General features: G+C 52.0%; 7 protein-coding genes and 1 pseudogene. All 8 read right to left on the bottom strand.

The genetic code is table 11. The features are described 5' to 3' along the window. Positions 1 to 9: 9 nt before the first annotated feature. A complete protein-coding gene (locus J2X61_RS13165) occupies positions 10 to 966 on the bottom strand; it encodes an ABC transporter permease (RefSeq protein ID WP_274470261.1) in 957 nt (318 codons plus the stop codon). 132 nt (positions 967 to 1,098) lie between these two features. Beyond that, positions 1,099 to 2,292, bottom strand: coding sequence for a glucuronate isomerase (locus J2X61_RS13160; protein ID WP_310188245.1), 1,194 nt, complete (start codon positions 2,290 to 2,292; stop codon positions 1,099 to 1,101). Between the two features lie 4 nt (positions 2,293 to 2,296). Then, positions 2,297 to 3,297, bottom strand: a pseudogene (locus J2X61_RS13155) (aldo/keto reductase). Between the two features lie 34 nt (positions 3,298 to 3,331). Continuing rightward, entirely contained in the window at positions 3,332 to 5,113 is a 1,782-nt protein-coding gene (locus J2X61_RS13150) for a glycoside hydrolase family 36 protein (protein WP_310188244.1), read from the bottom strand. Then, positions 5,110 to 5,487: a cupin domain-containing protein gene (locus J2X61_RS13145; protein WP_274470266.1), complete on the bottom strand. Its 378-nt coding sequence runs from the start codon at positions 5,485 to 5,487 to the stop codon at positions 5,110 to 5,112. Before J2X61_RS13145 ends, J2X61_RS13150 begins: the two co-directional genes overlap by 4 nt. A 2-nt stretch (positions 5,488 to 5,489) precedes the next feature. Beyond that, on the bottom strand, positions 5,490 to 7,700 hold the full coding sequence (locus J2X61_RS13140) for an alpha-galactosidase (protein ID WP_310188243.1): 2,211 nt from the start codon (positions 7,698 to 7,700) through the stop codon (positions 5,490 to 5,492). Positions 7,701 to 7,741: 41 nt separating this feature from the next. After that, entirely contained in the window at positions 7,742 to 9,127 is a 1,386-nt protein-coding gene (locus tag J2X61_RS13135; protein WP_310188242.1) for a family 4 glycosyl hydrolase, read from the bottom strand. A 152-nt stretch (positions 9,128 to 9,279) separates the two neighbouring features. Continuing rightward, positions 9,280 to 15,672: an S-layer homology domain-containing protein gene (locus tag J2X61_RS13130; protein ID WP_310188241.1), complete on the bottom strand. Its 6,393-nt coding sequence runs from the start codon at positions 15,670 to 15,672 to the stop codon at positions 9,280 to 9,282. Between the last annotated feature and the right edge of the window lie 186 nt (positions 15,673 to 15,858).

Genomic DNA, 15,858 nt, shown 5'->3' with positions numbered 1-15,858 from the left:
TACAGGCTATTAATACAAGCCTTCACCGGTCATCTTTTTACTGAACGTGTTGCTAATCATGATTAAAGCTAAACCTACCACCGATTTGAACAACCCGATAGCGGTCGTATAGCTGTACTGTCGATCGACGAGTCCCGCGCGGTAGACGAACGTATCGATAATTTCCCCATTCTCGTTGTTAAGCGGGTTCAGGAAGACGAAGACGCGTTCGAAGCCAAAGTCGAGAAAGTTTCCGATGTGAAGCAAGAACAGAATCACAATCGTAGGCAGAATCGTTGGTATGGTGATGGCAAACACCTGCCGAATTCGGCTGGCCCCATCGATTTGGGCGGCTTCGTACAGATCGGGGTTAATGCCTGCAATAGCAGCCAAGTAAATGATCGTGCCCCAACCGCTGTCCTTCCAAATGCCGGAGGAGATCAGAATCGTACGAATGTACTCGTTCTCTCCCAGGAAGTAAATCGGGTCAATTCCGAATAATCCGAGGAGATGATTGACGATCCCGGTAGACGGCGACAACACGCCGACGACAACCCCGCCAACGATAACCCATGATAGAAAGTGCGGCATATAGACGACGGTTTGCACAATTCTTTTGTAGGTCAGCATCCGCAGCTCGTTAATGAGCAGGGCCAAAATAATGGGCACCGGAAAGGCAAAGACCAAATCATAGATGCCGATCAAAATCGTATTTTTTAAAATCTGCAAAAACTCCGTGTACTGGAACATGCGATGGAAATTTTCGAGACCGACCCAAGGGCTTCCTTTGATCCCTCTGAAAATGTTGTAGTTTTGAAAAGCAATAACGGATCCGAATAACGGGATATATTTAAAAAGCAAGAAATATATAATTCCCGGCAACGAAATCACGTAAATCGGCCAATGCTTTCGCATAAAAGCCCATTTCTGACTCTGCGATGAGAATTCGTAAACCGTTCGATCGGATGGCTGAATTTTACTTGCCATGTTCTCCTCCCCTTCATGCCTGCAGCAGTTTGTGTACTTCTCTATCTTACAAGAGTTATAAGCACTCAGGGATGGTGTAACTTATCGAGATATGTGTTTTTTTACGATCGACAGCCATGGAGAGAGCCTCTGTCAGGACTCTACACCATAGCGCTTCGCTGCACTTCGATACAACCAATCTTCAGCAATACGCAGTGCCAGGGCATGATCAATCCAGCCTGCTTCAATTTGATTCCACAGAAATTCGCTAACGAGCCGTTTTATGACGGTAATTTTGCCATAGCTCCACTCGATGCAGCGGGCATCGGAAACGATAAGCGAGCTTTTCATCGCAGGAAGCGCCTCCAAACGATACTGCATGCTGTCACGGTAGGTGCTCGCGCGGAAGTTGAACCACCAATGCCCTCCGACGTGCACATTCGGGAAATTCCATGCCGCCTGCACGATATCCAGATTGTTCATTTCGGAAGCTACAACGAGTTCGAACGGACAGCCATAGGCTTCGAACAAGGCGGACAACTTTAGGATGCGTGCGGGATCGTTAGCAGGAACAGCGGTTCCGCACCAGGAGCGTTCCACGCCGAGAAACAGCTGCACAAGCAGCCCCCTCTTCTCGGCTGCCGCTCCTACTTCGTGAAGCATCATCATCAGGATGTCATCTTTGGTGCTGCCCTGGCCGATGACGACCTTGCGGTGGGCGCTGGCCTCGTATCTCGGCAGAGTCGTCATGATGCCTTGAATGCCATCCGCTTGATAGCTGTCGAACAGGTGCACCAGGTTCCGGCATGTTTGTGCAAAAGCAGAGGCCGGGTCAGGCGAGGATTCGATCTCCTTGACCCATGCACCCAGCTTGCCGTCGATACGCGGGATGAGAATGGCATTCCGTTTCATGCCTTGAAACTCCGCATGCTCAGCAATGTTCACGACAAACTGCTGCGCTTGCATCCGGTCGGCTACTTCCTGTGCCCAGCCCGCATTAAGGTTGGACTGCCTTACGGCAGCATCCGCCTCCCGCACCGAGTCCTCGTCGCTGATCGTGATGCCATAAAGATCACTGAAAATATGGGTAAACGCCATGTTCATGAGCGTATTCCGCGTTCCATGGTAAGCCTCGAGGAACGCCGCAATGCGTTCATCCTCCGGGAGTTCCATGGGGGCTGCCGAATAGCCTGCCGCCTGCATCTCACGGTGCAGCCAGAAATAATGGGCGACCTCCCAGAAATCCCTGGCAGCCAGACGGTCACCTACAAGGTGGGTGTGCGTATCCAGTACGGACATTTGCATAATCCGCTTGGCAAACGTTTCCTTGCTAGCTTGCAGCTCCATACCTTCAAACCTCCTTTCCGGCGAGAATTTGATCGATGAGCGCCAGCTCTTCTTCCGAGAAATAGGTTTGCTGCAATGCGGCCACATTGTCATCCAATTGCTTCACTTTACTTGCCCCGATCAATGCTGAGGTAACTTGCCCGTTGCGCAGCACCCATGCCAGAGCCATCTGAGCCAGACTTTGACCGCGTTCCTGCGCCAGAACATGTAATCTTCTTGACTTGGCGATCTTCTCCTCAGTAATATCTTCCGGTTTAAGAAAAACGCTGCCTCCGGCAGCGCGCGAATCAGCCGGAATATGTTCCAAATAACGGTCTGTAAGCAGCCCCCTGGCTAACGGGCTATACGCGATCGACCCGATGCCTTCACGGGCCAGGAGCTCTTGCAGTCCCTGCTCCAAGCGTCTCTCGAACATGGAATAATGCACTTGGTGGATGACAAAGGGGGTCCCCAAGCTTTTCAATATGCGAGTGGCTTGCTCCGTTTGCTCCACGTTATAATTCGAAACGCCGACATATAGCGCTTTCCCCTGCCGGACAGCTTGATCCAAAGCACCCATCGTTTCTTCAAGCGGCGTTTCGGCATCGAAGCGATGGGAGTAGAAAATATCCACGTAATCCAACCCCATCCGTCTCAAGCTTTGGTCGAGACTGGCTAGCATGCTTTTCCGGGAACCCCGTTCACCGTAGGGTCCTTCCCACATCCGGTACCCCGCTTTGGAGGCGATGATCAACTCGTCGCGGTACGGATGCAAATCCTTGCCATAATTTGCCCGAACGTTTCTTCCGCAGAGCCTGCAGGAGGTCCGTAGTTGTTCGCCAAATCGTAATGCGTAATCCCCAAATCAAACGCATGGCGCGCCAGAGCTCTGCTGTTCTCGAAGGTATCTCTGCCTCCGAAATTGTGCCATAATCCTAGCGAGATCGGGGGAAGCTTAAGCCCGCTTTGCCCCGTTCGGGAGTAAGACATCTTCGAATACCGATGTTCATTTGCCATATAATTCATGCTTACAGCCTCCTAATGAAGTAAGAAATATGAGCTATAAAAGGTAAAGGGTGGCCATGCCTGAGGCGGGAACGTCAAGCTTATGCAGTCCTGCTGCCAGTTGAACGGACGAATCTTCCACAATATCTCCCGTGCATGTTTGGACGATCACTCTGCATGCCGCGGTCGGCTTGCCGGATACGTCTAAAATCATTCCATTTTGCCTTCTTCCGTTGACCACGATCCACTTCCGCACGGAGCCGGTCGTTGGAAGAGGAACCACGCTGTCATAATACGTGACGACAATCCCCTGATCTCCTTTCACAGACCGGACAAGCGGGTACAAAAGCTCAGGGTTCATCGGTTCCATTGAGCCGTCCAGCAGCAATGCGCGATGCTCCTTCCAGAAAACAAGGTAGTGGGCAAGCATCGCCAAATGATCGTCCGGCAGCTTATCCAGCAGGACCGACACTTGCGGAACGGAGAACAAACAGTTGATGAGCTGCAGCGCCGCACTTTCCACCGGTTCTTCCGGATGCCACATGATCATATCGGCATGAGCGGCCGTATCCCCGCAAATGAGCCGGATATCGATCGTCCGCACCCGGTTCTGGGTGCTATCGTTCGGGCAATCCGACGCCCGGAACATATTTCCGTACTTCCGCATGGCCGGGCCGACATACATTTGGCGGAATTCAATCATGATGTCCGGGTTGAGTTCCCGCAGCCTGCCGATGGAGTCCGTCAGGAGACGGTCGACCGCCGCCGGGATCGATTCATAATCTTTGCCTTCTGCTTGTGAGGGGAGCTGCTGCTCCGGCGAATAGAATGTATCGATGAAATCAAGCTTAAAGCCGTCCAAGCCCCATGCGGTCACGGCCTCTTCATATTTCTGAATGATGTATTCTCTGACATCCGGGAATCTCGGATCGAGCACGGCAGCGCCGTGATTGTCGTTATACCGCAGGATCTTATCTTTGAAACGGTCCCACGCCTTACTGTATTTACCGATGAAGGGCATGGAATACCACAAAATAAATTTCATACCCAAGGTGTGAACAACATCCACATGCCGTTTCATATCGGGGAATTTCCCGTCATAAGCTTCCCAATCGCCGCAGTAAGCATATCCCCTGCGATGATCTTCCGTCTGCCACCCGTCGTCGACGATAACGGCCTCCATCCCAAGCTTTTTCGCGAGGAGGCACTGCTGCTCAATGTGCTCATCCGTCACGCGCTGGTGCATGCTGTACCACGTGGAATACATCGGTTCTTTGGCAGAGTGAGGGACGAACGCCGGTGTATATTCCGGCATCCGGCTCCACCATTCCCCTACACCGCGCAAGCTTTCATAATAGGGAACATCTCTGGTATCCACAAGAAGCTTGGCTTCATAGGTCTGAAAAGGCGCCGTCTCTTCAACAAACAATTGAACCTTGCAGTGGAATTCAGCCGTCTCTTCGCTGATCGCTCCCGCATAGTGAACGGTATTGAGCGCATCGGAATAGGCAAAAGTGAGCCGGTTGCTGCCCTGGCTGTTGAATAACGCGTGAACCGGCGCGGATGCCGCCGCATTCGAACGGAAACCGCGCATCCAGTCGGCTTTGAAGCTTTTGTTCCGGTCATGTGCCGGATGCCAGCTGCCTTGGATGTCACAGGCGGGATGCGACCAGCGCAGTGTCAGCGAAGAAGGCGTTAGCGCTTCATCCGCTTCCAAGCGAAGCAGGATCAGATCGCGGCCGTCCCCGAGCTTATCTGCGGAAAGTGAAACTCGGAAGCCCTGCTCCTCTCCGGTCAAGTGAAACGTGTGCGTCTCCGTAGCTATGACCTTGTTCATACAGTATCCCCCTGCTGCTGTTGGTTTTTATGACGCAGAGGACCTGCATGGCACCATACCGTTACAATGGGATCTTCTTCACTTGAGTTCATATGATGGTCCTCTCCCGGCTCAACGATCACAATGTCCCCTGTAGCGATTGGGATATGCTCCCCGTTAATCTCCATCGTCCCGGTTCCCTGCATAATGATGAAGGCTTCGCAATCCCCGTGAATATGGTAGTCTCTGCCGTCCGGCCCGTCATTCGTATGGCTCCGTTCTCCTTGCTTGGCGAAGGCAAGACCGCCGGAAGACAAATATTGCCCAGGCAATACATCCTTTAAAATATGACCGCTAGTGACATTGCTCAACTCGCTCAAACGCAGCTTCCTCATGCTCATTCCTCCATTTGTATTCGATATAGTCGGCTCCGGAAATCACCTTTCCAAACCGGTAACTGCAGTCCGATATGCATAAGCTCGTCGCCGCCGAAGCAGAACGCTGCTTCATCCGGCGCATCCGCATCGTATACACGATAATCGGCGGCTGCCTCCAGCCCCTTCAATCTCAGCTTCTTCAGAGGTGCATTAGGTTCCCCCAGCACTTGGAAATAGGCAACCAGCGCCTGCTTCTTATCCTCCGAAACGAACATCCAGGCTGCCTTTGTATCTTGGAACGGACTCATCAGGCGGTAAAAGTCTCCGAACTGAATGAGCGGGCGCAGCTGTTTGTACAGAGCAACCTGGCGTTTGACAGCCTCTTTCTCTGCCTCTGTCAAAACGGTCAAATCCAGCTCATAGCCCAAATTGCCCGACATGGCCACATGTCCCCGTATATCTATAGGGGTCGTACGGTGCACTTGATGATTAGGGACAGCGGAGACATGGGCACCCATGGTGCTGATCGGATAGACCATGCTTGTTCCGTATTGAATCTTTAATCGTTCCACAGCATCTGTATTGTCGCTGGTCCACGTTTGGGGCATGTAGTACAGCATGCCCGGATCGAACCTTCCGCCGCCGCCGGAGCAGCTCTCGAACAGCACGCCCGGGAATGCGGAGGTGATCCGCTCCATGACTTCATACACACCCAGCATATAGCGGTGTGCCGTCTCACGCTGCCGCTCCGGAGGAAGAAGCGCCGAGCCGATTTCCGTCAGATTGCGGTTCATGTCCCATTTGACATAAGCGATCGGACAGCCTGCCAATAGATCTGTCATGACCTTGACGATGTACGCCCTCACATCTTGCCGGGAATAATCGAGCACCAACTGATGTCTCGCTTCCGTTCTGCGGCGTCCCGCCACATGGAGACACCAGTCGGGATGGGCGCGGTACAATTCGCTGTCCGGGGATATCATCTCCGGCTCGAACCACAGCCCGAAGGCCAGCGCTTGCCGATTCACCCGGGCGGCCAAATCAGGCATGCCTGCAGGCAGTTTGCCGCGGTCGACGAACCAGTCGCCCAGCGAGCTGCGGTCATTGTCTCGCTTGCCGAACCAGCCGTCGTCGAGCACAAGGAGCTCTATCCCCAGCTCCTTCCCTACTTTGGCCAGCGCCTCTATTGTATCCGCGTCGAAGTTGAAATAAGTGGCTTCCCAGTTGTTAATGAGAATCGGGCGGTCACGATCGCGGTATATGCCACGGCAAAGCCTCGTGCGATACAGCTTGTGATAGGTGCGCGACATGCCGCCGAGACCTTCTGACGAATAGACGAGAACAGCCTCCGGCGTTTGGAATGGCTGCCCCGCCTCCAGCAGCCAGGTGAAATCAAACGGGTTGATCCCCATCACGACACGGGTCGTTCCGTAAGGATCGACCTCCGCATGGGCGGCGAAGCTGCCGCTGTATACAAGGCTGAAGCTATAAGCCTCACCCGTGTCTTCGTCCGCCTGCTTCGATAGCAGCGCCATGAACGGGTTGAGCGAATGACTGCTGCTCCCCCTGCGGCTCTCAATGACCGAACCGCCGGCTGTAATCGGGCGTCTAACGATATGGCGCTCGCGGGCCCAAGTACCGGATAAGTGAAGCATATCGAAGTCCGCATGCGGGAAATCAATCCCGAAGCTGAACGCACGGAGCAGCTTCAAGGGCCGCTCACTTGTGTTGATGAAACGAACGGACCGGGAAATCGCATCGAAATCACGGAAAACCGTATAAGTAAGTACGGCCGTTAGCCCGATTGCCGCATCGGTCAGCAAGATATCAAGGCTTTCCGCTTCGTCGGCATGCTCCGTGTATGTCGCAGGCAAGCCTTCCAGCTGCGGTTTGCCGTCGTAAATCCGGTGGGACTCATAGACCAGTTCGCTGACCGTTGAACCGTCTTCCAGCTGAACCTGATAGGCGGGAACGCGGAAATCGCTTCCGCCGTACGCAGGAAATTCTTGCGGCAGCGTATCGAGCGACAGCGTCAGATCGTCAGGATCAGTGGACGGCGAGAACGAGCACCGGCGTCTCATCGCAAGCTGAGCACCAAGGCGGCTTCCCCGTACCCGACTTCCCCAATGGACATGAGCGAGGTATTTGGATTTAACGAGCTGCATGATATAGCTGCTTGACTTCCCCTGTAAATGGAAGATTTGTGAATCCGGATCATAAACAATTCCCATTGCCGCACCTCTTTGTCGTTAGGGTCTATACTTTGCCTCCGTCAGATGTTCCATCCCGGCAAATAGTCTTTCGTGTTATGCAGCATGAGGTCGAACAGTTCCTCAGCCTGCCGCACATCGATAGTCATAAGCGGATCGTTCACAAACGCATGGAACGCTAACGCTTTGTCTTTTTGAAGTGCCGCTTGCAGAATGAGCTCCTGATTCACCGTATGCCCCAGCACCAGATTGTTCACTGCCGCCGGAAGCGCACCCGCATGAACCGGGCGCAAGCTGTTCGCAGAGAACACGGCGTTCGTCTCCACGACCGCTCCTATCGGAATATTTTGCATTTGCCCCTGATTCGGAACATTGACGTTCGTAATGAATGTCTGCAACCCGATCAGCCCTTTGAGCTGCCGGACCTCTTCCTCTCCCGACGGCTTCAATTGCAGCTTCTCTGCCCCGCTTAGAAGCTTACCGTAGTAAAGCTCTGTTGCCTTATGCTTCTCTACGCGGCTGTGAACCATCGTAAGTCCGAACTTCCAGGTTCGGACTGTCTCCGGATCCTTCAAATACCAGGGCGGCATGAATTCGGCCAGATGCCGGTCACCCGCTGCCGCAATAACGCCAAAGCGCCGGAACAAGTCGAATTTCACCCGGTTGGCACCTGTATACGGATTCGACATCCAAGCGTCTTTGTTATGCTCAAAGCCCGATTCGTAATACTTGTCTGCGAATTGCCGGTACATCGGCATCAAGTCCAAATTTTGATATGTCGCTTGATTGATCCATGTAAAATGATTAATGCCAAGCACATTAACCTTCACATCATCCCGGTGCACGCCTTCGATCCCTTCCATATCGCGCAGCATGCGAATCAGCAAGCCCTGCGTGCCGAAGATTTCATGGCAGCAGCCCAACGCTTTGATCTTCGGGAACACTTCATAGAGGGTCCTGGTACAGAGCGTCATCGGATTCGTGTAATTGAACACCCAGGCATCCGGAGAATAACGTTCAATGGCCTGGGCAATTTCCACATACATCGGGATCGTACGCAGCGCTCTAACTAGACCTCCGGGTCCGGTTGTATCGCCAACAGCTTGATAGATGCCGTATCTCTCTGGCTCATGAACATCCGATGCCATTTCCCGGAACGTTCCAGGAAGAATCGAAATAAATACAAAATCGCAACCGGTAAGCGACTCTCTGAGCGTCGGGTACGCTTGATATGTCCATTTGGATTTCGCTTCCGCATAGTCCGAAACCGAGTTACCCAGCTTTTCATTATTTCGAGCTTTGTCATAATCGAGGTCATACAACCTGACCGTACCAGACAGCTGATCGTCCAGAGCCAGATCGGCAATCAGATTTTTCGCCCAGTACATGGAGCCTCCGCCGATATAAGCGATTTGGATCCCGCTAACTTTCCCGTTACTAAATTTCATTCCTGCTCCTCCTCCCCGTCATGCACACGCTACAAGTATAGAAAACTAACGCCATTTGTGGGATGGCAAAACTTTAGAGGGGTTGTGATTTTTTACACTTTTATGGAATCCAAAAACCGCCCTCCGGAAACCCGGGGGCGGTCGTTGGTCAATCAGTTGATAAATTGCAGCGACTGCAGCGCACGTCTCAACATCACAGCAGCTTGTGCGCGAGTAGCAGGCTCAAGCGCCGCGAATTCCGTGTCTGACATGCCTTGGATAAGGCCGGCTTTCAGGGCTTGAGAAACGGCATCCTTCGACCATTCTCCTATTACCGTATGATCAGCAAATCTACTCAATGCCGAGCGGTCTGCCTGAATGTCCTTACCTCCGGCTTTCATCGCACGCATCATCATCGTAATCATTTGTTCGCGCGTAATAAGTGCGTTGGGTTGGAAGGTACCGTCTTCATAGCCATTAATCAATCCAGCTTTATACGCTGCGCCTACGGCTCCAGCGAACCAATCGGCGGCTGGGACATCCTGGAACGTGTTATCCTTTGTTTCCGCCAAGCCAAGCGAACGAACCAGCATAGCCGCAAACTCGGCACGCGTTACGTTAGCTTCCGGAACAAATTGACGATCGGTCATACCGTTAAGTATCCATTTATTCGCAAGCAGCTCGATATCCGCTTGGGCCCAATGCCCTTGCAGATCGCTGAACGACTTCTCCGATTGGATGACGGTATATACGCTGTTGTGCGGCGAACGAATCGTTATTTCGGTGGAACCGTCCTTTGTCATTATGACAGCCGGTACAAAATGCAGCTGGTTGTGCGAATCTACCCATACGGCGGTTAGATAGGCAGGATTAATAGCTGCTTGGTCCAACATCATGGTGCGGTCAACATAAACGCCGCCGAAATCCAGCATTTCTGAACCGTTAACGGTGATTGTAAATTCGATCGGATCCGCAATCACCTGCTTCGCATTCTGGCTCTTCACCGCTCCGTTCACATCGGCTGCAGCCTTGCCGGTTACTTTCGTTATCGAGACGTTTACGACGGAGTCCTTCTGAATATCCGCGAACAGAGTAACAGGAAGCTCGTAGCGGATCCCGTTCATTTGAATAATCAAATGGCTTTGTTTATCGATCGCTTGGAGAAGGGCATTGCCTGACAATTCCACATGAACGGCCGGGTCGGTACCCTTCACCTCGATAAGAACAGCGGGATTAGCTAATGCTTTCTCCAGTTTTTGCGGATCCACGACGACTTTGATGACCGTACTTCCATCGGCTGCTGTCTCTTTCGTTACTATGGCGTCCTTAGCAAGATCGATACGGCCCGGATTCGTATTGGTGCTATTCGACGGTGCAGGTGCCGTTGCCGATCCCGGTGAAGCCGGGGTATCCTTGGAATCGCCCGATCCAGGATTGACTGCCGAAAGCACCGGGAAAGCTGGAGCCGATATCATAAATTTGCGGGAATACGGGTCCGTCCCCTTGGATCTCACCGAGATAGAGGTTGCGCCGGATAATTCAGCCGGTAAGACAAAGCCAGTCGAGCCTGCCGGCAATTCAGCCACGATTGCTTGGCCGTTATACACCGTGTAGCCTTCGCTCTGGTCGTTGGCATCCCACTTTAGAACGGCGGACGAACCGTCGCCTGCTATTTTCAGATTCTGCGGAGGCATCGGCGCGTTGAACACTTGAACCTGGGTTAGCCGTGGAGGTCCTGTTAGATCCGTGCCTGTATGGCCGCCCGATGCGTTCTCTACCGTAATCTTGATATATCGGGAATGATAGGTTCTTCCAAGATTAATCGGATAGGATGCATCCGTCGTCTCATTTCCGCCATCCAGATTGCCTGTTGCATAGGTATAGCCTTCTGTAGTCCGGAGATCTGTTTGTTTGAACGTCATGGCATCCAATTCGGCAGCCGAGTTATGGTCGCTGAAATCATCGGATACAGAGACGATGGCGCCTTTCAGCCTGGTGGATTTGGCGAACAGTCTGATTTGGCTGAAATCCATGGCTTGGCCGAGATCAAGCACAAAGCTGCCCTTTCTAGCTCCGTCCGTACCGAGCCAAACGTAATTTCCAAGTTGATCCAGGCTGGTAATGTTCGTAACATCCCTTACAATCGGGTCTTCCAGGACACCGTTGGTCAGTTTATTTGCATTGCCGTAGACATTGGCATGAACGGATGCAAGCTGAAGCGCGTTGGCACCTTCCGTCGAACCTACGTTGTACGCTTTTTTATTCCGCGCGAGGTTGGCGGACGATACACCCGATGCCAGCTTGGATATCGTGATATCGGCAAGCTGAAGCTCGGCGTCATAGGCAGAGTTGGTCGTTCCGTTAGAACTGCGGTAAATCCCCCACTTCGGACGCAAATATTGATCGAAGGCGGCTGGATATTCAGTCTCGAAATTGACATTCGAACTGCCGACCTTGACAGTTCTTTCCGGTCTTCTCCATAGGTCTTTGACACCATCGCCTTCCCCTTGTTTCGGAAACACTTGATACACGTCCGGACTGTCGAAGGTATAGACCTTCCCGGTAACCGTATCCGTAATTTTAATCGTCAACCATCCGGAATCGGAAATCAATGCGTTAAGCTCGACCTTAATCCAGTGGCTGCCGATTTCTTTTAACGGAATTCTCAACAGCGTCTTATCGCCATCATACCGGTTATGATTTATGATAAGCTCTCTAGTGTCTTTGCCTGTAATCGACATGGCCAGAATATAAGCCCCGTTCTCACCGGCACTGTTACCGCCCGCCAATGTATCGGCAGCTTGGGCATTCGTAGCTTTGAGTTGGAAAATATGTCTGAAGTTAGGCTGGTTCCACTGGTTTCCATCAGGAATATTCCACAGCCATTGATAAGCAACGATGTCGCCCTCATAGGCCGTAAAATCCTTGGTCGAATCTTCGCTTGGACGAATTTCGATTCTTTGTCTGTCGTTGATGGCCGCGCCTCCGACCACATAGCCCTTTTCCCAGTCAAAGACACCTTTGTGAGCGTATTCGCCGTCACGCACTTTATCCTCGAATTCATTATTCAAGCCTCTGCCTTGGGCCATGACCTTGAACACATTTCTCTGCAGGGTGCTGTCCCAAACGTTCTGAATATGATCATCCGCCAGTGTCGCCTCAGGACGATCGCCATAATATGCGTGATAAGCATCTCGAATCCTCTTGGTCACGCCTTCCACCGGTTCGTCGGTGCCCATGGCTCCGCCTAGAACATTATAAGGCGAAACTCCGCCAATGGCGTTCATCTTGATGGTCTTGCTGTTCTCTCCGTGCCCGCGTGCCGTCACATCCAGTGCAAAGACAGACGGGGAGCCGTTATTGAAATGAAATATCAGCTCATTCGTACCCAGCGGCAGCTTGGCAAGGAATGAAGGCTCGAGACTAACTGTATTGCCTGTTAGCCTGTAATCCGTATTTAAAATAAGCTTTTTGCCTTGGCTATCGGTTATTTCCTTAACCGTCTGCCCGCCGGCTAGGCTTACCGTAGTGCTAATTGGCTCGGTTTGATCCCATGTGCTATAGACAGCTTTGGACGGTGTAAGCGTCGTTGCGTTCGAAATTGGATCTTTTCCATAAATAGCCAATCCGGACAGCCCCATGGCCGAAAGATTCTCGTCGGCTCGGCGGTCACGGGGACCGACCAATACCGTGTTGATCATCACATACCGGGCTGTGAACGGGTATAAGAATGATTTGGTATCGAACCCCCACTGCCGACCGTTGTAAGTTACATTGGACCACATGCCTTCGGTTTCTGTTCCTCCTGCCAACCTCCAGCCGTTGCCTTCCCAGTCGTAATGGTTGGCCGTATCCGAAGCTGTTGGCGCGCTAGCCCAAGACTGAGGATCATTGGAGTAATAGACTTCGAATCTGGTCGCATTCTTTTGAATATTGGCTATGGCATTAGGAATCTCCAGATACAGCTTATCCACCGTCTTGGGAGTCCCCAAGTCGAGGCTTAACGCCAAGGAAGAAGGCGCATAGTTCTCCTTGTACACGTTGGAACTGGAATTCCGCCAATAACCGGCTCCACCCGATTTCAAAGCGTCTGTACCCGGATGCTCCGGATGCTCCGAGCTTACCTTAAGGTTCACGCCTGCTTGCGGTGTAAAGCGTGATGGATCCAATAGATTTATCGGACCAGGCGCCGTAGGAATAGTAACCGGCGTCCCGATAATGTTAAACACATTGCTTTTAATGCCGCCGGCATTATTATCTAGCGTAAGATCGGCAACAAGCAGCACGTATTGGGCATCCACCGATTCGTTCAGCGTAAGATCGGCCTTTTCGTTATTGCTCAAATCCGTCGCTTTCCCGGCACCGGGAATCATCGTCCAAGCGGACCCGTGCTCGGTTAACAGCGGCTTCCTGGTAGCTGACGAGGTGGCCGACAACGTGGTGCCTTCCATCAGCTCGTCATATGCCGCAGCATCATTGGTATAATATAGCTGGTAATTCTTTAGGAACTTGCTGTTGCTGGTCCATTCGAGCTGAATTTGGCTAATCTTGATTTTCTTTTCCAGTTTGACGGCAGCCCAGTACTGGTACCCTTCCGTCTTTGCCAATGAGCTATGCGCCTGCCAAGACGTATCCGGCTGACCATCGATAAAATTATTCTTTGAGCCTCCGCTTTGGGAAACTACCTTGATTTCCGCGCCGGGAGCTACCGCCCAGTTTTTGATTCCGGAAATATTGACATCGACATATGGCCGAATGTTTGCGGTATTCATGATGCCTGTACCGTTAAATTCTCCATAGATTCTGTAGTTCCCCGTTCCCTCTGAACTATAGCCCTCAGGACTCCATATAACATTCACCTTTTCGATTTTGCCCGTGCTCAGCGTCACATCCAGCTGTGCAGGCAAATCCAAGTTATCGAACACGGTGCCCGGCACCCCGGAAACAACGTTAGGCCTTGCCCATGCTACGATATCCTTAGGCTGGCTGTTCGGGTTCCAGCCGTCAGGGAACACATACGTCGATGCATCCCTTTTAATTAAGTAAATATCGGACAAATACATCGTGGCGGCCTGAAATTCATCGGCATAAACCGATTCGTTCACCGTGTTGTACATACCGCGGTATAGCCCCCATTTGGAACGGTTCTGCTGGCCTGCTACGGCAGGCAAATCGGCGCGTTCCTTTTTACCCGTAACCGGGTTCAGAACCTCAGGGCGTCTCAACGTTTCAGCCGTCATGCCCCCGCTCGAAAGCACGGCATTCGTCGCCACATCGACAAGCTTGCCATATACATAGCCTTTATCGGCGCTTAGAATCGTAACCTCCATATCCAGCCAGCGGTCCACGACCTGTTCCAGCGGGATTGTGAACAGCGGCTTGATCCGGTCTGCCGCTTCCCCGTCGGGATTGTTTCTAAATTCCAAGTATCCTTTGCCATCAACCGAAACCACAGTAAGGGTCGTCACCGGCTGCCCGGCCTCATTCCCTTCAATAGCCTTCAATTGGAAGATGTGGAAGAACCGACGCGGCGCGATAAAGTCACCAGCTTCCTTCTGCGCGGCATCCATCTGATACTTGATCGTTTCCGAAGGGAGCATCAGCTTCCAATGATGGGTCATGATGTCCCCCCCCACACTGTTGGCGTCGATATTCGATGAGCTGGTGTTGCTCTTAATTTCGAGCCGCTGTCGGTCGCTGTTTACCGCACCGCGGTCACCGTCGTCCCGGCTCACCCCTTCCGGAGTTTTGAAAGGCGCAAATTCATGGAAGCGTAATATATCCGAGCCAAGCTTATCCAGACCGGCGCTATTTTCAATTCCGTACTTCGTTAGCGCATTCATATCCGTTTTGCCGATTGGCTGCAGGTACATATTATCCCCCAGCCAGGAGTCAGGAACCGTCTGTGCCGCCGGATAGTCGCCTGAGCGGTCGTAAACCGATTCGAACCAATCTTTCCCGCTGTAAGATGAGGCTTTTCCAGGGCCCTCAATAGAACCTGTCGTACTGCCGAATCCGATTTTGGAAGCACCCAGCACGTCCCATGCATGCTCGCCTGCTTTGATATTCAGCGGAGAATATTTGTCATTAGGTCCCATAGCGTTTGCAATTGACGCCGGCAGCTCCATATCTACAGTAACCGTAATGGTATACTTCCGGCTGCTGCTGCTGTCATTTATATCGGTTAGCACCAAATAGTACAACGATGTTCCATTCGGCGAGAATTGATCCAGTTTGGCATCACCTGGATTGATATTGCTTACCGCAAAAGGAATGACTGTCGTTTCATCACTTCTGTAAACAGCGGCCGTAACGCCCGGATTTGTTGTTACGTTTAGCATTTGATAAGAAGCACCATAGGGCAATGAGATCCCAATGGCTGCATTCGGTACGTCAACTATCGCATTTACCGGCTTATTTACGTTCACTTCGAATAAACCTAACTCGTCTCCCGGCATGGCGTAAGCTTTGGTTACAGTGAGACCGAGAGGATTCAATAGCGTAAGCATAATAGCAATTGCAAGTATAGAGCTAACAACTTTCTTCAGAACCTGCTGTGTGAGCATCCTAGAGAGAGCCTCCTTGTAATAGCTTCTAAAACCTAATTCCAGCGGATTGTACGAATAAGCGGCATCTCCCCTTCATGAGCGTTATCTATCCCTCGGGATACCTCCACTCTATTCCTGATATTGGAAACGCACCATGGAGTTTATTACGGTGGTATGTGTTTTTTTCGGTTTGTTCAAGCTGCA

The sequence above is a fragment of the Bacillus sp. 3255 genome (assembly GCF_031456485.1).
Taxonomy (GTDB): domain Bacteria; phylum Bacillota; class Bacilli; order Paenibacillales; family NBRC-103111; genus Paenibacillus_E.
This window is presented reverse-complemented; position numbering and strand designations above follow the sequence as displayed.